The sequence below is a fragment of the Lysinibacillus sp. FSL W8-0992 genome (genome assembly GCF_038008685.1).
In the GTDB taxonomy this organism is placed as follows: Bacteria; Bacillota; Bacilli; order Bacillales_A; family Planococcaceae; genus Lysinibacillus.
The window spans coordinates 2116042-2137369 of the sequence record NZ_JBBOZQ010000001.1; the positions used below are offsets into that span (position 1 = coordinate 2116042).

The 21328-nt window shown below is 35.6% G+C and carries 26 protein-coding genes and 1 tRNA gene; 17 read left to right on the top strand and 10 right to left on the bottom strand.

Annotation, left to right across the window (positions count from 1 at the left end):
• Positions 1-44: 44 nt before the first annotated feature.
• The 6 genes from sdhA (at position 45) to racE (ending at position 5106) form a co-directional block, all read left to right on the top strand.
• Complete coding sequence (sdhA, locus tag NSQ74_RS10440; protein WP_340823174.1) at positions 45-1799, top strand: succinate dehydrogenase flavoprotein subunit; 1755 nt, start codon at positions 45-47, stop codon at positions 1797-1799.
• A 5-nt stretch (positions 1800-1804) separates the two neighbouring features.
• On the top strand, positions 1805-2584 hold the full coding sequence (gene sdhB / locus NSQ74_RS10445) for a succinate dehydrogenase iron-sulfur subunit (protein ID WP_340823175.1): 780 nt from the start codon (positions 1805-1807) through the stop codon (positions 2582-2584).
• A gap of 234 nt (positions 2585-2818) precedes the next feature.
• On the top strand, positions 2819-3277 hold the full coding sequence (locus NSQ74_RS10450; protein WP_340823176.1) for an acyl-CoA thioesterase: 459 nt from the start codon (positions 2819-2821) through the stop codon (positions 3275-3277).
• A 272-nt stretch (positions 3278-3549) separates the two neighbouring features.
• Entirely contained in the window at positions 3550-3771 is a 222-nt protein-coding gene (locus NSQ74_RS10455; RefSeq protein WP_172772342.1) for a helix-turn-helix domain-containing protein, read from the top strand.
• 74 nt (positions 3772-3845) lie between these two features.
• On the top strand, positions 3846-4298 hold the full coding sequence (locus NSQ74_RS10460) for a MarR family winged helix-turn-helix transcriptional regulator (RefSeq protein WP_172772341.1): 453 nt from the start codon (positions 3846-3848) through the stop codon (positions 4296-4298).
• 10 nt (positions 4299-4308) lie between these two features.
• The gene (gene racE / locus NSQ74_RS10465; RefSeq protein ID WP_340823177.1) at positions 4309-5106 is read left to right on the top strand and encodes a glutamate racemase; all 798 of its coding nucleotides are present in this window, start codon (positions 4309-4311) and stop codon (positions 5104-5106) included.
• Between the two features lie 66 nt (positions 5107-5172).
• On the opposite strand, the gene trhA is transcribed toward racE, so the two are convergent.
• Positions 5173-5814, bottom strand: a complete 642-nt coding sequence (gene trhA, locus NSQ74_RS10470; RefSeq protein WP_340823179.1) for a PAQR family membrane homeostasis protein TrhA — start codon at positions 5812-5814, stop codon at positions 5173-5175.
• Between the two features lie 175 nt (positions 5815-5989).
• Here trhA and rph point away from each other — a divergent pair, with 175 nt between their 5' ends.
• From rph to NSQ74_RS10495, 5 genes are all read left to right on the top strand, one after another.
• Positions 5990-6739, top strand: coding sequence for a ribonuclease PH (gene rph, locus NSQ74_RS10475; protein WP_340823181.1), 750 nt, complete (start codon positions 5990-5992; stop codon positions 6737-6739).
• 1 nt (position 6740) lies between these two features.
• The gene (locus NSQ74_RS10480; RefSeq protein WP_340823182.1) at positions 6741-7334 is read left to right on the top strand and encodes an XTP/dITP diphosphatase; all 594 of its coding nucleotides are present in this window, start codon (positions 6741-6743) and stop codon (positions 7332-7334) included.
• Positions 7335-7346: 12 nt separating this feature from the next.
• Positions 7347-7850, top strand: a complete 504-nt coding sequence (locus NSQ74_RS10485; RefSeq protein ID WP_340823184.1) for a metallophosphoesterase — start codon at positions 7347-7349, stop codon at positions 7848-7850.
• A gap of 167 nt (positions 7851-8017) precedes the next feature.
• Positions 8018-9487 carry a protein adenylyltransferase SelO gene (locus NSQ74_RS10490; RefSeq protein ID WP_340823186.1) on the top strand — a complete coding sequence of 490 codons (1470 nt, stop codon included), beginning with the start codon at positions 8018-8020 and terminating at the stop codon, positions 9485-9487.
• A 126-nt stretch (positions 9488-9613) separates the two neighbouring features.
• Positions 9614-9775 (top strand): DUF2639 domain-containing protein, encoded by a 162-nt coding sequence (locus NSQ74_RS10495; protein WP_340823188.1) that lies wholly within the window; start codon positions 9614-9616, stop codon positions 9773-9775.
• A gap of 107 nt (positions 9776-9882) precedes the next feature.
• Here NSQ74_RS10495 and NSQ74_RS10500 read toward each other — a convergent pair whose 3' ends face one another.
• Entirely contained in the window at positions 9883-10548 is a 666-nt protein-coding gene (locus NSQ74_RS10500; RefSeq protein WP_340823189.1) for a hypothetical protein, read from the bottom strand.
• An 82-nt stretch (positions 10549-10630) separates the two neighbouring features.
• Positions 10631-11377: an SDR family NAD(P)-dependent oxidoreductase gene (locus tag NSQ74_RS10505; RefSeq protein WP_340823190.1), complete on the bottom strand. Its 747-nt coding sequence runs from the start codon at positions 11375-11377 to the stop codon at positions 10631-10633.
• Positions 11378-11610: 233 nt separating this feature from the next.
• On the opposite strand from NSQ74_RS10505, the gene NSQ74_RS10510 reads away from it, so the two are divergent.
• Both NSQ74_RS10510 and NSQ74_RS10515 read left to right on the top strand, forming a co-directional pair.
• Positions 11611-11684, top strand: a tRNA-Arg gene (locus NSQ74_RS10510).
• Between the two features lie 139 nt (positions 11685-11823).
• Complete coding sequence (locus NSQ74_RS10515; RefSeq protein WP_340823192.1) at positions 11824-12789, top strand: tyrosine-type recombinase/integrase; 966 nt, start codon at positions 11824-11826, stop codon at positions 12787-12789.
• Positions 12790-12900: 111 nt separating this feature from the next.
• On the opposite strand, the gene NSQ74_RS10520 is transcribed toward NSQ74_RS10515, so the two are convergent.
• The 7 genes from NSQ74_RS10520 to NSQ74_RS10550 form a co-directional block, all read right to left on the bottom strand.
• The gene (locus tag NSQ74_RS10520; protein ID WP_340823193.1) at positions 12901-13404 is read right to left on the bottom strand and encodes a hypothetical protein; all 504 of its coding nucleotides are present in this window, start codon (positions 13402-13404) and stop codon (positions 12901-12903) included.
• A gap of 157 nt (positions 13405-13561) precedes the next feature.
• A complete protein-coding gene (locus NSQ74_RS10525; RefSeq protein WP_340823194.1) occupies positions 13562-14194 on the bottom strand; it encodes a DUF2971 domain-containing protein in 633 nt (210 codons plus the stop codon).
• A gap of 156 nt (positions 14195-14350) precedes the next feature.
• A complete protein-coding gene (locus tag NSQ74_RS10530) occupies positions 14351-14767 on the bottom strand; it encodes a hypothetical protein (protein ID WP_340823195.1) in 417 nt (138 codons plus the stop codon).
• A gap of 190 nt (positions 14768-14957) precedes the next feature.
• A complete protein-coding gene (locus NSQ74_RS10535) occupies positions 14958-15530 on the bottom strand; it encodes a hypothetical protein (protein WP_340823196.1) in 573 nt (190 codons plus the stop codon).
• Positions 15531-15692: 162 nt separating this feature from the next.
• On the bottom strand, positions 15693-16052 hold the full coding sequence (locus tag NSQ74_RS10540; protein WP_340823197.1) for a hypothetical protein: 360 nt from the start codon (positions 16050-16052) through the stop codon (positions 15693-15695).
• A 151-nt stretch (positions 16053-16203) separates the two neighbouring features.
• Positions 16204-16443, bottom strand: coding sequence for a hypothetical protein (locus tag NSQ74_RS10545; RefSeq protein WP_340823198.1), 240 nt, complete (start codon positions 16441-16443; stop codon positions 16204-16206).
• A 162-nt stretch (positions 16444-16605) separates the two neighbouring features.
• Positions 16606-16911, bottom strand: a complete 306-nt coding sequence (locus tag NSQ74_RS10550) for a DUF6241 domain-containing protein (RefSeq protein ID WP_340823200.1) — start codon at positions 16909-16911, stop codon at positions 16606-16608.
• A 170-nt stretch (positions 16912-17081) separates the two neighbouring features.
• On the opposite strand from NSQ74_RS10550, the gene NSQ74_RS10555 reads away from it, so the two are divergent.
• From NSQ74_RS10555 to NSQ74_RS10570, 4 genes are all read left to right on the top strand, one after another.
• Positions 17082-17519: a terminase TerL endonuclease subunit gene (locus NSQ74_RS10555; protein ID WP_340823201.1), complete on the top strand. Its 438-nt coding sequence runs from the start codon at positions 17082-17084 to the stop codon at positions 17517-17519.
• Positions 17520-17629: 110 nt separating this feature from the next.
• Entirely contained in the window at positions 17630-20083 is a 2454-nt protein-coding gene (locus NSQ74_RS10560) for a class I SAM-dependent DNA methyltransferase (protein WP_340826442.1), read from the top strand.
• Between the two features lie 8 nt (positions 20084-20091).
• Positions 20092-20340: a type IIL restriction-modification enzyme MmeI gene (locus tag NSQ74_RS10565; protein WP_340826444.1), complete on the top strand. Its 249-nt coding sequence runs from the start codon at positions 20092-20094 to the stop codon at positions 20338-20340.
• A 331-nt stretch (positions 20341-20671) separates the two neighbouring features.
• Positions 20672-21193 carry an NUMOD4 domain-containing protein gene (locus NSQ74_RS10570; protein WP_340823202.1) on the top strand — a complete coding sequence of 174 codons (522 nt, stop codon included), beginning with the start codon at positions 20672-20674 and terminating at the stop codon, positions 21191-21193.
• Positions 21194-21328: the final 135 nt, after the last annotated feature.

Genomic DNA, 21328 nt, shown 5'->3' on the forward strand with positions numbered 1-21328 from the left:
TGCATGCAATCTTTGCAATTTTTTAAGAGGAGTGAGAAATAATCATGGCGAAAAGCAAAATAATTGTTGTTGGCGGCGGTTTAGCTGGTCTGATGGCAACGATTAAAGCAGCTGAAGTTGGTACTGAAATTGATTTATTCTCATTAGTTCCTGTAAAACGCTCACACTCTGTATGTGCGCAAGGCGGAATTAATGGTGCCGTAAATACAAAAGGTGAAGGGGATTCTCCTTGGATTCACTTTGATGATACAGTATATGGTGGGGACTTCTTAGCGAACCAACCACCTGTTAAAGGTATGTGTGATGCAGCCCCTGGTATTATTCACTTAATGGACCGTATGGGTGTAATGTTCAACCGTACGCCAGAAGGTTTATTAGACTTCCGTCGTTTCGGTGGTACGTTAATGCACCGTACAGCATTCTCAGGTGCAACAACTGGTCAACAATTACTATACGCGTTGGACGAGCAAGTTCGTTCTCACGAAGTAGCTGGATTAGTTAACAAATATGAGCACTGGGAATTCCTTGGTGTAATTATCGATGATGACGGCGTTTGCCGCGGTATCGTAGCACAAAATATGCGTACAGAAGAAATTAAATCATTCCGTGCAGACGCTGTTATTATGGCGACTGGTGGCCCTGGTATTATTTTCGGTAAAACAACAAACTCTGTTATTAACACAGGTTCTGCTGCTTCTATCGTATACCAACAAGGTGCTTCATACGCGAATGGTGAGTTCATTCAAATTCACCCAACAGCGATTCCTGGAGATGACAAAAACCGTCTAATGTCAGAATCTGCTCGTGGTGAAGGTGGTCGTATTTGGACATATAAAGACGGTAAACCTTGGTACTTCTTAGAAGAAAAATACCCTGCATACGGTAACTTAGTACCACGTGATATTGCAACACGTGAAATTTTTGACGTTTGTGTAAACCAAAAGCTTGGTATCAACGGCGAAAACATGGTATACCTAGATCTTTCTCATAAAGATCCACACGAATTAGATGTTAAACTTGGTGGTATCATTGAAATCTACGAAAAATTCGTAGGTGATGACCCACGTAAATTACCAATGAAAATTTTCCCAGCAGTTCACTATTCTATGGGTGGATTATGGGTTGACTACAACCAAATGACTGAAATTCCTGGTCTATTTGCAGCAGGTGAATGTGATTATTCTCAACATGGTGCAAACCGTCTAGGTGCAAACTCATTATTATCTGCTATTTATGGTGGTATGGTTGCAGGTCCAAATGCAGTTGATTACGTTAAACATCTTAAAAAGCATGCTGAAGATTTATCTCAAGATATTTTCGAAGCACGTGTTAAAGAAGAGCAAGCTAAGTGGGATGCTATCATGAAAATGGACGGCACAGAAAACGCTTACCTTCTTCATAAAGAGCTTGGTGAGTTAATGACAGCTACAATGACAGTTGTACGCTTTAACGACCAACTTGAAGAAACATATAAAAAACTTGGGGAATTCCAAAAACGTTGGGAAAACATCAATATCAACGATACACAAAAATGGAGTAACCAAGGTGCTCACTTTACTCGTCAGTTGAAAAACATGCTTTACTTAGCGAAAGTAATGACAAAAGGTGCTTTACTTCGTAATGAATCTCGTGGTGCGCACTATAAACCAGACTTCCCGCAACGTGATGATGAAAACTTCTTAAAAACAACTATGGCGAAATTCGACCCAGCTACGGGCGAGCCAGTTATCACATATCAAGAAGTAGACGTTTCATTAATCCCACCACGTAAACGTGACTACTCTGCGAAAGGAGACTAAGAATTATGGAAATCGCAGCTAATACTGGAAGAAAAGTAAAAGTTGAAATTTTACGTCAAGATACACAAGGTGGCCAAGGCTACTGGCAGAAATTCGAAGTTCCTTACCGTCATGGTATGAACGTTATTTCTGTGTTAATGGAGATTCAAAAAAATCCAGTGACAGAAACTGGTGAAAAAACAACACCAGTTTCTTGGGACATGAACTGTCTTGAAGAAGTTTGTGGAGCATGTTCAATGGTAATCAATGGCCGTCCACGTCAATCATGTTCAACACTGATTGATCAATTGACTGAACCAGTTCGCCTTGAACCAATGAAAACTTTCCCGGTTGTACGTGACTTACAAGTAGACCGTGATCGTATGTTCAACGCACTGAAAAAAGTAAAAGCATGGGTACCAATCGATGGTACTTATGATTTAGGTGAAGGTCCTCGTTTGCCAGAAGGTAAACGTCAATGGGCTTATGAATTATCTAAATGTATGACTTGTGGTGTATGTATGGAAGCGTGTCCAAACGTGTCTGAAAAAGCTTCATTCATTGGGCCAGCACCATTATCACAAGTACGTCTATTTAACACACACCCAACAGGTGCAATGATTAAGGACGAACGTTTAAATGCAATTATGGGTGACGGCGGTCTTGCTAACTGCGGTAACTCTCAAAACTGTGTAGCTGCTTGTCCTAAAGGGATTCCTTTAACAACATCTATCGCATCTTTAAACCGTGCAACAACAGTGCAAATGTTCCGTAACTTCTTCGGTTCTGACCATTACGTTGACTAATTGTACAATGCAAAACCCTTACACAATTGTGTAAGGGTTTTTTTTATAGACTGTTAGTTAAAAGAAAATAGGTGATTCGGGAATAAAACACTAAAATTTCTGATTTTTCTATCATAATATAGCAATTTCCTTTATAATGAATTTATATTCATTTTTAAACTATTAACATACGGCTAAATAAACAACAGTTTCGTAAAACATAAGCTGGATACAGAACGAAGGGGGAAGTTAAATATGAAAGCAAGTTATATTGGGGATTTTGAGAAATGGGCAAATGATTTTTCATTTTATATTGAAGTACGTGTTCGTTTTTCAGAAACGGATATGTATGGCCATATGAATAATACAGTTAGTTTTACATATTTTGAACAGGCTAGGATTGATTATTTTAATCATCTGGGAATATTAATGCCTTCTGCAATTGATGACAATGTAAATGGGATTCCAATCGTAGCGGATTTACAATGTGATTATAGAAAGCAAGTTTTCTTCGATGATGTCATTCGCGTGTATACGAAAGTAGCTAAAGTAGGGAATTCATCAATGGATATTCATTACTTAGCAAAAAATCAAAAGGATGAAGTATGCTTTACAGGACGTGGTACCGTTGTACAAATGGACCCTCGAACAGGTAAAAGTGTGCCAATAACAGAAGAAGAAAAGGCACATTTAGCGGCATTAGCTATTATTTAGCTTGCATCAGCAAAAGTCACTTCTATAAGTGGGGATATAGCTAAATGCGTAGATGTCACAAATTTAAAGAGGAACTTTTCGAGCAGGTTCAAAAGAGCTGGACGTAATTACGCAAAGGTAATTGATTCATCTTTTATTTGTAAATTGCGCTATTATAGAAGAACTTCCGATTTTTTTGTGGAAACTACGTATATTAATGAAAATAGCCGTCACCGCTCAACACTCCTTAACATAAGTTACAATACGTGCGGGGGAGGAGGGTGTGACTGAAAATGAATGGCTCTCATCATCGTTCTCTATTAACAAACCGAGAACGTGAAATATTTGCGCTTTTATTAGCTGAAAAAACAACGAGGGATATTGCAGGGCAACTTGGTATTAGTGAAAAAACAGTGCGAAATCACATTTCTAATACAATTCAAAAGCTGGGTGTAACAAATCGATCTCAAGCGTTGATTGAGCTGTTACGCTTAGAAGAATTTAAATTAGACTAATGGACTCTTGCTATTTCGTAAAAAAAACGACAAAATAGAACTATTCAACGTATTTTTAGGAGTGGAATAGTTATATGTCGGATGAAGTAACAAAGCACTCACCTGAAACCGTTGCAACGGTTGAAAAGGAACTACGCTATATAGCGGCCATTGTGAAGCAAAAAGGAAGAGAAATTGTTTCACAATATGCGATTACGCCGCCACAATTTGTTGCATTGCAGTGGTTAGAAGAGCTTGGTGATATTACAATTGGCGATTTATCAAACCGTTTATACTTAGCTTTTAGTACGACAACAGATTTAGTGGACCGAATGGAGAAAAATGAATTAGTCAAGCGAATGCGTGATGAAAATGACCGTCGTGTCGTTGTCGTTCATCTTCTCGAAAAAGGCGAACGTATTATTCAAGAGGTTATAGAAAAAAGACAGCAATATTTGCAGGAAATGCTTGTTGGATTTAACGAACAAGAAGTCGCGCAATTATCAAGCTATTTACAAAAACTACATGTACACATGAAACAGGATTGAGGCGGAAAGTATGAATGCCCCGATAGGCGTTATTGATTCAGGAGTAGGCGGTTTAACCGTAGCAAAGGAAATAATAAAACGTTTACCGAATGAAACGATTTATTATATCGGTGACACTGCAAGATGTCCCTATGGTCCACGAACTCGTCAGGAAGTACGAAATTTTACTTGGCAAATGGCAAAAGCGCTAGAGAAAATGAATATCAAGATGCTAGTCATTGCTTGTAATACAGCGACTGCAGTAGCACTCGAAAGTTTACAACGTAATATGCCTTTTCCGGTATTAGGCGTTATTAATGCTGGCGCACGTGCAGCTGTAAAGAAAACGAAGCGACATGAAGTCGTTGTGCTTGCAACAGAAGGAACAATTAAAAGTGGGGCATATGAAGAAGCATTATTATCTCTGAATACGTCTACCCACATTATTCCATTGGCTTGTCCAACATTCGTACCACTAGTAGAAAGTGGCGAATATAAAGGTGAATTTGCAAATAATTTAATTGCTGATGGCTTAAAACCGTTAAAAAACGAACAATTTGATACGGTCATTTTAGGATGTACACATTATCCTATTTTGCAAAAACAAATTGAAGCTGTTGTCGGAGAAGATGTATTCGTGCTATCTTCTGCGGAAGAAACAGCAAAGGATGTTGAGGAAATGCTTGCGTATAATGGCACTTTAGCAAATTCAAATGCTAAGCCCGCACATAAATTTTTTGCAACGGGTTCTGTTCCAATTTTCCGTTCGATTGCAGAAAGTTGGCTAGAGCAAGGTACGCTTGACATAAACCGTATTACATTAAAATAAAAATCAGCTTAGCTTAATAGCTAGGCTGATTTTTTTATTTCGTAATAATGTATGGAGCTAAATGTTTTACATAAATAAATAGATTGCAACGAACATCGCTGCACTGCCAGCCATTACAAAAACATGCCAAATTGCATGGTTGTACTTAATGTTTTTGTTCTTATAAAAATAAGTGCCTGCAGTATAAAAAACACCACCGATTAAAAGTGTCATAAACCCATTGAATGAGATGTAGGCAACTAATGGCTTATAGGCGAAGACAATGAGCCATCCCATACCAATATAGACGATTAATGATATTTTTTTAAAACGATACACGAAAAATTGTTTTAGAATGATGCCGATGAAGGCAAGTACCCATTCAATAATAAAAATGCTCAATCCAAGCTTTCCACCAACCGCAATTAATGCAATTGGTGTATAAGTTCCGGCGATTAATAAGAAAATGGAGCTATGATCTAGTTTTTTTAAAAGCACCTTATTTGTCGGCAGTGAGTGATACAAGGTGGATGCTATGTATAAACAAAACATCGATAAACCAAAAATAATGTAACTAATAAGCTCGGTTCTTGTACCAGTTGTTAAAGCTTTATGCACTAATAGAAGGGTAGCAGGAACTGTCAAAAATGCACCTATTCCATGTGTTAGCGCATTCCAAAATTCTTCCTTTATGGTATAACTACTATGCCCAATTGTTGGTTGAGACATGACCATCACCTCTTTCTTTATTATATTACTATAACATGAGGAGATTTTTCATTGTAGATGAAAATGTAATGCAATTTATATGATAAATATCATATATTGGGCGTAGTAAATCGTCGCACCAATGTAAAATATGATAAAATAAGGGCGCGAAAGATTTTAGGAGGCACGATTAATTATGACAAGATTTGATGGTAGAAATGCAGATGCATTGCGTCCTGTAAAAATGGATAGCGATTATTTATTACATCCAGAAGGCTCAGTATTGATCCAAGTTGGAAATACGAAAGTAATTTGTACGGCAACAGTTGAAGATAAAGTACCAGGTTTTTTACGCGGCCAAGGTAAAGGATGGATTACAGCTGAGTATTCCATGCTACCACGTGCCACAGCACAACGTACACCACGTGAATCGTCACGCGGAAAAGTAAACGGACGTACAATGGAAATCCAACGTCTTATTGGGCGTGCATTGCGTGCTATCGTCGATTTAGAGGCTTTGGGTGAACGTACGGTATGGATTGACTGTGATGTGATTCAAGCGGATGGTGGGACACGTACTGCGTCAATTACAGGTGCATTTGTAGCGATGACACAGGCGATTGCTAAGCTTGCTGAAGAAAAACAACTAGAAAAATTCCCAATTACAGATTTCTTAGCTGCTACTAGTGTAGGCATTGTTGAAGAGCAAGGTGCAATTTTAGACTTAAACTATGTCGAAGATGTTGATGCAGCTGTAGATATGAACATCGTCATGACTGGTGCTGGCCGTTTTGTAGAACTACAGGGTACAGGGGAAGAAGCAACATTTTCACGAGAAGAATTAAATGAATTGCTAGCATTAGGTGAAAAAGGAATCCAAGAATTAATTGAACTACAAAAACAAGCGCTTGGAGATCTGGCTCATAAAGTAGGAGGAAACAGCTAATATGAAACAAGTTGTAATTGCTACAAAAAACAAAGGCAAAGCCAAAGATTTTGAAGCGTTATTTGCGCCCCTTGGCTATGAAGTGGTGACGATGTTTGATGTCGCACCAAATATGGAAATAGAGGAAACAGGCACTACATTTGAAGAAAATGCTGTGTTAAAGGCAGAAGCTTTGGCGAAAGAGCTTGCTACTATTGTTATTGCAGATGATAGTGGGCTAGCTGTGGATGCGTTAAATGGTGAACCAGGTGTTTATTCGGCACGTTATGCTGGAGATCATGATGACGAGGCGAATATGGTGAAGCTATTGCAAAATTTACAAGACGTTGAAGATGATAAGCGGACAGCTCGATTTTCTTGCTGTATTGCCATTGCAGGACCAGATTTTGAAACGACAACTGTTTTCGGCACTTGTGAAGGTGTAATTGCACGTGAAAAACGTGGTACAAATGGCTTTGGATATGATCCAGTCTTTTTTGTACCAAGCTTAAATCGTATGATGGCTGAGTTATCGCCAGAAGAAAAAGGTGCTATTTCTCACCGTGGAAATGCCATTCGTAAGCTAAAGGATCAATTGCCAAATCTTATTAAGTAAGAGGTGATTTCTATGCAAATATTAGTCATGAGTGATACACATGGAGATAGCGCTGTTATTGATAAAGTACGTAGCTTTTATCCAAATGTAGAAACTTTGATTCATTGTGGCGATAGTGAGCTTCCCTTCTCCCATGAAGCACTCAACGATATGAAGAAAGTTCGAGGAAATTGTGATATCGATAAAGCATTTCCAGATGAAGTCATTATCGAAGTGGAAGATGTTACTCTTTTTGTGACACATGGTCATTTATTTAATGTGAAAACATCTATTTTGTCATTGTCGTATCGTGCAAAGGAGGTCGATGCACAAATCGCCTGCTTCGGCCACTCGCATGTATTAGGTGCTGAAATGATTGATGATGTCCTATTTATAAATCCAGGAAGCTTATTAAAGCCAAGAGGTCGCAACGAAAAAAGCTTTGCAATTATAGATATTCAAGATGATTATTTTCAGGTCAATTTCTTAACAGATGACAATGATTGTATTTCAACGCATAAGTTTGTTCGGAAATAAGTCATATTAAGTCATAAGAAATGACCCTTATATAAAAACGCTTAAGATTCTGCTAAAAGAGAGTTTAAGCGTTTTTATATTTATGCAAAAAGTGACGCTGGAAAATATGTCCACGAATTAATTGTATTATAGTAGAAAAACTAAATGAAAAGAACAAGGGTGATTAAATGACAAATGGAAACAACATAGGTTGGAATTTCGATAATAGCTACGCCCGTCTACCAAGTTCATTCTATAGCCGTCTTCAATTGAATCGTGTACAAGCGCCTAAACTGGTGATTGTTAATGAGGCAGTTGCTAAGTCCCTTGGATTAGATTATCAAGCCCTTCAACGTGAAGACAGTATCGAGATACTTGCAGGTAATGATGTGCCAAGTGGTGCATGTCCGCTTGCACAGGCTTATGCAGGACATCAATTTGGGCATTTTAATATGTTAGGAGACGGTAGAGCACTGCTTCTAGGCGAACAAATCACACCAACAGGGGAGCGCTATGATATTGGGCTTAAAGGGTCAGGGCGAACACCGTATTCTCGAGGGGGTGACGGTCGCGCGGCACTCGGTCCGATGCTCCGCGAATATATTATTAGTGAAGCGATGTATGCACTAGGCATTCCGACTTCTCGTAGTTTAGCGGTGGTGACGACAGGCGAAACGATCATACGTGAAACTGAACTGCCTGGTGCTATTTTGACGCGTGTTGCAAGCAGTCATTTGCGTGTGGGGACATTTCAATATGTGGCACAATGGGGGACGGATGAAGAACTTCAGCTTTTAGCCGATTATGCGATAGAACGCCATTTCCCAATGATTGATCAGAAGCACCCTAATCGCTATTTGAGCCTCCTTCAGGAAGTTATGGAGAGACAGGCTAAACTCATTGCACAATGGCAACTAGTTGGCTTTATTCACGGTGTTATGAACACTGATAATATGACCATTAGCGGTGAAACAATTGATTATGGTCCTTGTGCTTTCATGGATACGTATAACCCTGCAACAGTTTTTAGCTCAATCGATAGACAAGGTCGCTATGCATATGGAAACCAGCCACCTATTGGAGGGTGGAATATTGCGCGTTTTGCTGAATCATTGCTTCTGCTCATTCATGACAACGAAGAAGAGGCAGTGACATTAGCCCAAGAAGTATTACAACAATATCCTCAGTTGTATTACACCAATTGGTTATCAGGCATGCGAGCGAAATTAGGGATTTTTAATGAAGAAGAGCAAGATGCAACATTGATTGAAGAACTGCTAACATTAATGGAAAAGAATGATGCCGATTTTACGAACACATTCCGTGCTTTAACTTTTAATAAGTGTGAGGAAACGGCTCTATTTGATAGTACAGAATTTAAAAATTGGTATGAGCAGTGGCAAGCAAGACGTGAAAGACAAGAGGAAACAGAAGCGAACTCACAACAATTAATGCGAAATAGCAATCCAGCAATTATTCCTCGAAACCACAGAGTAGAAGAGGCGTTAGAAGCTGCTGTTACGCACGGTAATTATCAAGTGATGGACGAGCTATTACAGGCTCTTTCACAGCCATACGCCCATTTAGCTAATCAAGAAGAGTATGCCACGCTACCAGCACCAACAAGCTGTCCGTATCAAACGTTCTGTGGCACATAAAACATAGCTTTAAAACGAAGGAATTAATTTCCTTCGTTTTTTTATTGAAGTAAAAGGAAAGCGGTAACAGCACAAAACCTTTAAGCATACGTTATGTATGAATAACAGAAAAGGAGACTGTGCAACGTGCATCAATATTCTAAAGGTTGGTTTGTAAAGGAGCTACGTGCAAAGGGAATATTAGTACATCCTCAATTAAAGAGCCATCTAGGGCTTTTTAAAGAATCTGAACTACGCAATTTATATTACCGCTATGTTGACAAGCAACCAATCGATACGGAGAAATAATAGGTTGGTTTAAATAAAGGGGAACCACTAGTTTATAGGAAAATAACGAAACACCAGATTGATGGACAAAAGATATTGTCGATGAATCTGGTTTTTTATTGATTCGTTTAATAAAAGCGGTAGCAAAATTGCATTACAATTGCCATTGCAATCATATCCGACATTTCGAGTACCTCTGCTTCGATCTGATCAAAAACTTGCACATCTGCTTGATAGTCTTTTTGAATCATAGTAACAGCTTCTTTTTTCGTTAAAGCTAAATGGCTATAAAACATTTGCTGTACAGCTTCTTTACTCAAATAAGGATTAATCGTACATAAAAATATAGCGATATCATCGGCATTACGATACCATTCTTTTTCTTTTGCTGCTGCTGTTGTCGCATCGCCTTTATTTGCTGCCGTAACGATCTGCGCTGCAATAAGTAGATGCTCTTTAATAAGCTCGGCGTACCGATCAGCTACTTGATCTCCATAGAATGGACGAAGACAATTTCCTAAATCCGTCGCATTGCGTAATAGACGCGTTTGCACAAATGGTAAATCTGGCAAACCAAAGACAATGCTAATAATGGTCATTCTCGTCCAATTGACATGCTCCATCCACAACAGTCGATTCATCGCTAAATAATCAGATTCGGCTTTACTGATGCACTTTCGATTATCGCGCTGCGGTTGTAAAAAGTGCCGGATAGGGGCTGTATACTGCTTGTATGGGGCAGTATAGATGGCGCTTAATGAATTGCTATTATATTCATTTGAATACGGAAACAATGCACGTTCACTCCCTCAAGTATACATTCTATTGTAGAATACTCGACAAGATCTTTCAGTGTGCATGAATGCAGAGCGTCCATTATTCTTCATACAACATTTTCTTTGTCATACCCCCATCGACGGTAAGATTAATACCTGTAACAAATCGATTTTCGGGATTTGTTAAATACAGACATGCTTGTGCAATATCTTCTGGCACGCCAACACGTCCTGATAAATGTTGTGCATGATCGATTGAACGTAGCTGTTCATAATCCCCCGTTTCAATCCAACCAGGCGATATACAATTGACCGTAATCAGATCTTGTCCTAAAGAGCGTGCTAAAGCGTGTGTTAAAGCGACAATACCGCCCTTTGAAGCGGCATATGCTTCCGTATCGGGCTCAGACATAAAAGCCCGTGTAGAGGCTAAAGAAACAATCGAACCACCATTCTCATTCATCCGCATTATTTTAGCCGCCTCTCGTGAACAGAATAAAACACTCGTTAAATTCGTTTGTAAAATATCATGCCATTGTGCAAACGTAATATCATAAGGAGACAGATGTAGAAACTTTCCAGCATTATTAATTAAAATTGTAATCGTCCCGTAATGTTGAACCGTTTGCTGCATTAAAGAAATAATATCTTGTTCCTTTGTAACATCTGTCTCTACGAATAATGCCGAATAACCTTGCCCATGCATTTCTTGCTCCAGCTGTTTACCGAGCTCTACATTGACATCTGCAATGACAACCTTCGCACCACTTTTTGCATATGCTAGCACCACACCTTTTCCAATTCCTTGTGCACCACCGGTCACGACAACAACAGCGTTTTCAAACATACTCATTCCTCCAATTTTTACTTTTCATTATTTTAGCAAAAATAGGGCAGTGAACTATATTGAAATGTCATAAAGAAACATCTAGATTCATACAATAAATAGGTATATAATATTTTCAAGGCAAACCTTGCCTTCATAGTAAAAATAATGTTGACATTATGTTATAAACGACATATAATAAATATTGTCTTTCCTAAGAGAAAATTAAATTAGAAATTAGGAACATACATCATGTCTCAGTAGCTCAGCAGGATAGAGCAACGGCCTTCTAAGCCGTCGGTCGGGGGTTCGAATCCCTCCTGGGACGTCATAAGTAACTAGAGCAACTCAATAGTACCAACGGTTTGTAAGGCGTAGGTATTACTAAAGGTATTCGAACCTAACATAAAACTCCCCAAAAAATCGTTACAATCAACTTCCAATATTATTATTGGAGGTTTTTTGTTTTGACAAAGAAAAAAGGAATATTCGATGTTACTATCGCCGCTGATGTTTTAAAACCGAAAGAAGTAGCACTAGAACCGAAAGGAATGACTACGGAAAAGGCTCTTGAAAACATTGCTCGTCAAATGGAGCTGAATGGCTATCGTGAACGTACATTAAAAGATTACAAATTAATTTTTAATCAATTCGTTGAAGCAACTGGAATTAAATACGTTGAAGAAATTAATGTGAATACAATTTACACATGGCTAGAAAATATGAACGTAGGGGATTCTACAAAATTAACTCGATTAAAATGTTTGAAAGCAGTATTGGGGAAATGCCACAATAATGGTTGGTTGCCGAATAAGTTTTGGTTAAACATTCAAATCAAAGTCGATAAGAAAGTGAAGAAAGGTGCAACTTCAAACGATTTAAACGTTTTGCTTTCACTCTTGGATACGACAACATTTATTGGTTTACGAGATGCAGTGGCGATACTGACGATGTATAAAACAGGTGTCCGTATAAAAACATTGGGACTAATCGAAAGCAAATACATTGATTTTACTGATAAATCATTGATTCTGCCAGGAAGCATTATGAAAAATCATAATTTATTAAAACTGCCATTAGACGAACAATTGCTGAGAATGTACAAAATATTAATCATGCAAAATAATTTAATTCGCTCGCATTATGAAGTAGAAAATGATTTTTTGTTCATAACCAAAAAAGGCGAGAGTATAAATGGTAAATCAACCAATAATGCCATAAGCAAACAATTGAACAAATATTCCAAGCGTTATGATCTACCAAATATCAACGCTCACTCTATACGCCGAGCATATGCTAAAAATCTTTATGAAAAAGGTGTTCCAATTCCGATAATTAGCAAAGCATTAGGACACAGTGATCTAGCAGTTACTACTCAATATTTAGATATTGACGTTGAAGAAGTGGTCGATGCCTTGAGAAATTATTTATAATCGTTAAACGAACACTGCTCGTCATGAGTGGTGTTTTTATTTATACTTGAGGGGAAATTACCGATAATAAAAAACACCGCTAGCGGACAGCCAACGGTGTATAGTGTTTATTTAAACAGCTCTGTTCCATGCGGAATTTGCTTTATACAATCCTTTACATTTTTCACATCTTGGAGCACAAAATTGTGTGGTTTGTGTTAAATGATTGTAATTTCTTTTATTAACAATTCCATCACATTCAACATTACAACATTCAACTTGTACTATGGATTTTACGCCATCAAATTTTGAAATTATTGGATTTTCAAAACCACAAACTTTTAAATTGTGTAAAAGCGAATTTTCATTGTGGGGGTGAGACTTTGTTGCTCTTATCATTAGATTTTCTTGTTTTGCTCCGATTATGTCTGGTTCGTTAAAAACAAATTCTTTTGAACCGTTGATAAAAAATTTGATATTTTTCATTTTGCTATTTGTTTTAATTGATGTAGCGGCTGCTTCAACATTCAATCCAAAATGTTTACTCGCCTCAGCAGTTGTATAAAAAGGACCTTTTATTTTTTCTCCCACTTGGCCATAAATCATTGGCAATTCAAATTTTTCAATTCTGTTCATTATTTTCATCTCCGTTAAATTTAGATTTTACAATTACATTGTATTGAACAAAAATAAAATGTAAGGTAGCAAATGAAAATAATTTTAAAAATTGTGTTTCTTTATATATAAAAAAAACGCACCAGTTATTTAAAACTGGTGCGTTTAAAAACGATGACTAATTTAATATTGGAGAAATTTGAATAATGCCCGAAACAGTTTTTAAGTCTTCTTCAGGAAGTTTTTCAATCAATTCACTGTGCCTGAACGAGTTAGGTACTAATAATATTGCTTTTGACAGATCGAAATGAAACTCATCAGTTGGCATTCTCCACTCACGCTCATGTGTCCAATCAATAATTTTATTTTTATCGGATAAATTATAATCAACAATTCGCCACCATTCTTCTTGCGGAAGAATTTTTTTTGCTACTTCCTTTTCTTCATAAAGAACTGGTCTCCCGCCGTTTTGGAAAATGTAGGGCTTAGGAAAGGCTATGCCAAGATAAGTATAGCGTGTTTTACCACCAAGTTCTTCCCTGTAATCATTTTCATGAAGCACATTTTGAACAATTCCTGTAATAGGTGCATCTTGGAAACATACTGCTTTTCGATCTCCAGTTATAAAACCTGATTTTGTTGTACTACCATTAATTTTCCTCTCACTAACTATTTTTAATAATCGTTCTAAAGCATCTAAAACTTTTTTGCCATCACCATCAACTTCGGCTTTAGTTAAATGATAAACATGTGCACTTATATCAGTACGAGATTTTATTCTTTTTATCCATTTATCTTTAGTAAATGCCATATATATCACCCCAATTTACAGCATACGACATTGGCATTAACTTTCCAATAGAATAATAGGAATATTCATACATCACTAACACGCCTAGCGGATGGCTAAACGTGTTAGTGATGTATGAATGATAAAATATGGACCAATATATTTTCGCTAGGATGCTTATGCTTTATTATTTCTACTTTCAAGAGCTAATGTCAATGCAGTCAATAAACAACCGCTTACGATTACAAGTATTTCTTTTTTATTTTTGTCGAATTTATCGAGCATTTCTGCTTGTTCTTCAGTAACTTTTTTGGTTTCAGCATACCACTTTTCTAGCTCCTCGTCAGTGTAATTACCTGACGCAAGTTTATTTTCTACTATTTTACTAATCATATCCTTGTCTTGCTGTGCAAATTCAGTAAAACTTGCTTCGGATTTTTCAGTTGATTTTAATATGTCTCTAGCAAAGTCAGGCAAATCGCTAATTTTGTTCCCAATGTTACTTAGTAATGCTTTGGTGCCATTTCCGAATTTCGCTAATTTTCCGCCTTTTGCATTTATTATTTCGTATTCATTGTTATCTTCTTTATTCATTCCAGTTCACACTCCTATGTTATTATCTTACATACAGCATACGTCACTGGCATTGTTTTTCCAATAGAATGATAGTAACTTTCGTATACAAATAAAAACGTCACTGCGATTAAACAGTGACATTTAGTGACGTTATTGATCTTGTGATTCACTTCCAGTCAATACTAAGAAATCTACAACTTCAAATTCATCATAAAAAATTACCTGTCCGAATTTCTTCAATAACGGCATCTGGAATATCTCCGAAACGGTAAGCAATTCCTTTAGCAATTTCAATTGTTTTGTAAGGAATCATTTCTTCTGGCAGTTGAGCATAGAAGTTTTCAATTGCTTCAGTAACTAGTTTAACAATGAAACCTTTTGGGTTAAAATCATAATTAATGATATAATCCGTAGTTGTATAATATGGTTTATGAATTAAAATAACTGTGTTTTTAGAGTATTCTGCTGCAATACAGAAATCATCCCAACGGTCATTGACAATATAATTAAAAGCATCTTCGATTGTATCATTAAACTCTACATCATCTAGCTCAACGATAATATTGCCATTTTCATCAAAAGTAACTTCGTCTTCATCAATGTCACCATTTTTTAGTTCTTCAGCTATACTTTCAGCGTAATTTTTTTGCATTTCTGCTTTTTCGTCAGTTGTTACGATAAGCAAATTGTTTAGCTTTTCGTTGTAGTACATCGCTTTGCTCTCATTTCCAGCTATTTTGTTAAATACGGTTCCTTCATAAGATAGTTCGATTGTTTTCATAATATAATTCCTCCAAATTTAATGTGTGTTATTTTTGATTACAACGTCATTATATTTAATAACAAACACCCTGTAAGACGGCTACTCGGAGATAATTCAGAAAAAATTCAGAAGATGGTTTTCTTCATATATAAAGAAAAAAACGTCCTAGAAAGGACGCTGTTAATCGAAAAAAGTTGATTCTGGAAATATTATTTTACCTAACATTTTCCCATATCCTATGAGGGATTGAAGCGTATCTATATTTTCTTTCGCTTGGGTTGCTTTACCCATCACTTCATGGAAAATTGTTTCTGCTTCTTCTGGACTTTGAGCAGTCATAATAGTTTGCATTTCTTGGAGTAAAGCAAATGCTTCTTTATTTATATCATTGCCTTGACGTACTAAAGATATTAATTCATTAATACCTTTAGTGTTGTCAGCAATTTTTAATAAAGCCTTATGATTTTCTACTTCTCGCTGATATTTTTCAGCGTTAAATGCATCCATTTTTCTCTTACTTTCATTCAATGAAGCATTCATATTTTGTACAGCAGAAAAATAAATCAGACATATGTATCACCTCCTTACATACAGCATACGTCACTGGCATTAATTTTCCAATAGAATAACAGGGAATATTCAACCAAATAAAAACCGTCACCTACGGTTAAGCAAATGACGTTTAGTGACGTTATTGATCTTGTGATTCATCAAATAAATTTATTCTGTTTTTTCGTTCATTTGCAGTTATATCAAGCATATCTTCAATCAATTTGGGTGTGACCTCAAACACATACACCTGATATTTTGGACGCTTACCGTTCCGCATTGAATGACTGAAATTATTACCTCGTTTCACAAGTTCCTCAAACAAAGACTTCTTATAAATATTCTTTTTCCCAACTGCTTTTGGTTCTTTTTGTTTGTCCATATTGTAAAACCTCCACCGTAATTTAATTTAATTTAATTTAATTAGTAATTTGGTGGTTTCGTAATTGCCGTCATTTAAATAACTTCTTGTTATGACAATGAAAGCTGTAGTGTTTAGTAAACACATCAGGTCAGTTTTAATCAACTAAAAATTGACCACGTGCTACTTATCATATAAATCAAATTCAAGGTTGTTTTCAATGTAAGCTTGCTCTTCCACGGGACTTAACAAGCGAGTTGCTTTTCCTGAATTTGTTGATTCGTCACCGCCTTGCATTTCCCAAATGGAATTATGCTCGTCAACTGCGTTTGAAAAATCACCTTTCGACCATCTTTCTAATATTGAAATGTAAAGATCATTATATTTATAATCGTTCATTTTGCATACAGCCAATAATCGTTCAACTTTTTCTTGTGCTATTTGCGTGTGACCCCATTTTACTTTAGCTTCAACCTTTTGATGAGACATGTTGTGAATGGCTTCGTTCACTTTGTGTTCTATTAAATTGTCAGGATAAAGCAATTCTTCTTTTGTAACAATTTTATTTTCAAGCGGTAATCCAGAATTTTCAACAACAATTGCTTTTTCTTTTTCGGGAGCAGGTTTTTCTATTTGATTTGTGAATTGAACATAACCATATGCTAATGATTAATTATAAAGAGATCGAGGACTTTATCGTAAATCTCCCAAATCAATTGGGCGTGAAGCTAACGCATATTGCTTATGACCATTTCAATGCTGGGAATTTGGTTCAAAACTTACAAAGTTACGAACCTTTTTACACTACGCAATTTGAAATTATTCAGCAAAATAAAACTGGTCGTCACTTTGGTATTTCATTACTACGTCAAGCAATAATGCAAAAACGCTTATTCTTTGATAATTCAATGATGGTACATGAATGGGGAGCAGTTGAAATGAAGCAAACGGATAATCTGTATTATGTTGAGAAAGTCAAAACTGCTAAAAATAAAACAGATATTATTTTTTCATTGATAAATGCTTTAAGTATTTGCAGTGAGCTTTATGAAGTCAATCAAGAACAATTCACAGATTTTATATTGGAATTATCGTGAAGTAACTCAATTGTTGCTTCACTTTAATATTGCAAGCACAGCGGTAAAATTTGTAGTAGAATTTAATTAACTACATTTACAAGTAAAAATGGGGGCAATTAAATTTGGCAATGTTAAGCTGGAACGAAATAAGAGCGAGAGCTATTAGTTTCACCAAAGAATGGAAAGATGAAACGAGTGAAAATGCAGAAGCAAAATCTTTTTGGGATGGATTCTTTAATGTTTTTGGTATTTCTCGTAGACGTGTTGCTACTTTTGAACAAAAAGTAAAAACACTTGATGGCAATGGCTATATTGATTTGCTTTGGAAAGGTGTTTTAATAATTGAACACAAATCTAGAGGTAAAGATTTAGAAAGAGCCTACAAGCAAGCGAAGGATTATTTTCCAGGTTTAAAAGAATCGGAATTACCGAAATACATCTTAGTTTCGGATTTTGAAAGGTTTGCTTTATATGACTTAGAAACTGATGCAAAAAGGACATTTACAATTGACCAACTCCATCAAAATATTGAGCTATTTGGTTTCATAGCAGGTTATCAAAAACAAGAGCTAAAAGAACAAGATCCTGTAAATATTCATGCAGCTGAAAAAATGGGAGAATTGCATGATAAATTAAAAGCCATTGGTTACTCTGGCAATCAGCTTGAGGTTTATCTAGTCAGATTGCTGTTTTGTTTATTTGCAGATGATACGGGGATATTCGAGAAAAATTTATTTAGAGATTATATAGAACATGAAACAAAAGAAGATGGAAGAGACCTTGCTTTACATATTGGTAATATCTTCAATGTGTTGAATACGCCATTCGAAAATCGCTTTACAAATATTGATGAAACATTAAATAAATTTCCTTATGTAAATGGTGGCTTATTTGAAGCTCAACTACCACTAGCTTCATTTGATACTGAAATGAGAGATTTATTAATTGAATGTTCGGCTTTAGATTGGGGTAGAATTTCTCCAGCAGTTTTTGGTTCATTGTTCCAAAGCGTTATGAATGCTGAACAAAGACGGACATTAGGTGCCCATTATACAAGTGAAGAAAATATCTTAAAGGTAATAAAGCCGTTATTCCTTGATGATTTGTGGAATGAATTTGAATCAGTAAAAAATAACGAACGGAAATTACAAGATTTTCATAAGAAATTAAGCACATTAACATTTTTTGACCCTGCGTGTGGTTGTGGGAATTTCTTGATTATTGCTTACAGAGAACTTAGGTTACTAGAATTAGAAATTTTAAGACAACAGCTCAAAGGACAAATGGTATTAGAAATTGACGAATTTGTTTGGATTGATGTTGACCAATTTTACGGAATAGAAATCGATGAATTTGCATCTCAGATTGCACAAGTTGCTTTATGGCTAATTGACCATCAAATGAATATGCTTGTTAGTAACGAATTTGGTGAATACTTTGTTCGTTTACCTTTGAAGAAAAAAGCTAATATTGTTTATGGGAACTCATTACAAATTAATTGGAATGATGTAGTACCTAGTAAGAATCTAAGCTATATTCTTGGTAATCCACCATTTGTTGGTTCATCAATTATGAGCGATGAACAAAAAGAGGATATTAAGCCAATTATAGAAAAAATCAAAAACTCAGGTTCATTGGATTACGTTACAGCTTGGTATATAAAAGCTGCTGACTATATTCAATTAACAAAAATAAAAGTAGGTTTCGTTTCAACTAATTCTATCGTTCAAGGAGACCAAGCGATAGTTTTATGGAAACATTTATTTTATACAAAACGTATTACAATTCATTTTGCTCATCAGACTTTTAAATGGACAAATGAAGCAAGGGGTAAAGCTGCTGTATATTGTATTATTGTAGGGTTTAGTAATTTTCCTGATTTACCCAAAAGTCTTTATTCTTACCCAGATATTAGCGGAGACCCAACGATGTCCACTGTGAAGAATATTAATCAATATTTACTGGACGCCCCAACAGTTTTTATAGAGAAACGGTCAAAACCTATAAGTAACATATCACCTATGCTTTATGGTACAAAACCAACAGATGGCGGGAATTTCTTATTTTCTGAAGAAGAAATGAAAGATTTTATTAATTTAGAACCTCTATCGGCTGCATATTTTAAAAAATGGATTGGTGCAAGAGAATTAACTACTGGTCAACATAGATACGTTTTATACTTAAAAGATTGTCCACCCAATGAACTGAGAAAAATGCCATATGTAATGGAACGAATAGAAGCAGTAAAAAAAATGAGATTAGAAAGTAAAAAAGAGGCTACAAGAAAATGGGCTGAATTTCCAACCCTATTTGCAGAAGATAGAGTTACGAATGAAAAAAAATTAATAATTCCTAGTACAACATCTGAAAATCGAAAGATAATACCAATAGGTTATTATGATGAAAATACAATTTGTAGTAATGCAACATTTCAAATTAAAGATGAAACCAAATATATATTTGGCATTCTTAATTCTGCAATGCACATGGCATGGACAAGAACAGTATGTGGTCGTTTGAAAAGTGATTATCGATATTCAAATACAATAGTATATAATAATTTTATTTTTCCAACACCTTAGAAAAAGAAATAAAAGCAATTGAGAAACAGTCAGAGAAAATTCTTGAAATTAGAGAGAGTTATATAACTAATGGAAGTACACTAGCCGACTTGTATGATCCAATTGCCATGCCTGTTCAATTATTAAAAGCACATCAACAATTAGATAAATTAGTTGATAAAAGTTATGGGAGAAATTTCAAAACAGATGAAGAACGAGTAGCATTTTTATTTGAATTATATGTAAAAGAAAGAGATAAACCTAAAGTAAAATCGTAATTTTATTAGCATATTTCTTTAGTTCTATATTATTATATTGAATACTTTCTTTTTGTAAACAAGGAGCAATCAATTATATTTTAAATTTTTGTCTGACAAATTATAAAAACACAATATAATAATTATATTTATGGAGGGATTATAATCGGGCTTTCATAACATTCATTTTTTGACCACGTTCTCTACAAGTTAACGTGGTTTTTTCTATGTGCATAATATACAATTATATGCACGAACAAATGTTTGTTGTATATTAATATTCAAAAAAAAAAATTTCTGTTTTTCCTTACATTTTTCATTGTCTCAATACAATAGTAATGAGGTGAATAGAATGGGAAAAGAAATATGGAAAGCGGTAGAAGGATTTTCTGATTATGAAGTAAGTAATTTTGGAAAAGTACGAAGTTATAAATTAAAGAAAAATAGATCGTTGTTGAAACCTCGTAAAGTAAATGAAAAAAAACCGTATTATATGATGAATTTAGTGAACGATGATGGAAAATATCAACTAGTAAGAGTACACCGTTTGGTTGCGATGGCTTTTGTCCCTAGACGTGTAGGAATGAATATCGTGAATCATATTGACGGAAACAAATTAAACAACGTAGCAATGAATCTCGAGTGGACCAACCATAAAGGGAACAATAAACACGCTTATGAAAGTGGATTGAGAAAAGGACCTAAGAAAAAATTTAGGAAGGTAGCAAAAGTAATTAATAATCAAGTTATTGAAATATATCCTTCGATTGCTGAAGCTTCAAGAAAAAATAATATTAGTGATACATCAATCAGACGTGGATGCAATGGGATAATGAATACAGCTGGTGGTTATATGTGGAAATTTGTTGATTAATTTCAAAAACATCTTATAATAATGTAAGAAGTTGATTGACTAACCGAGTTTGTTCAAAGTTAGAATACCTATTGTTTCATAAACATTGGTATTATTGATGTGCTAAGAGTATCTATAAATTTATTTTTATACACC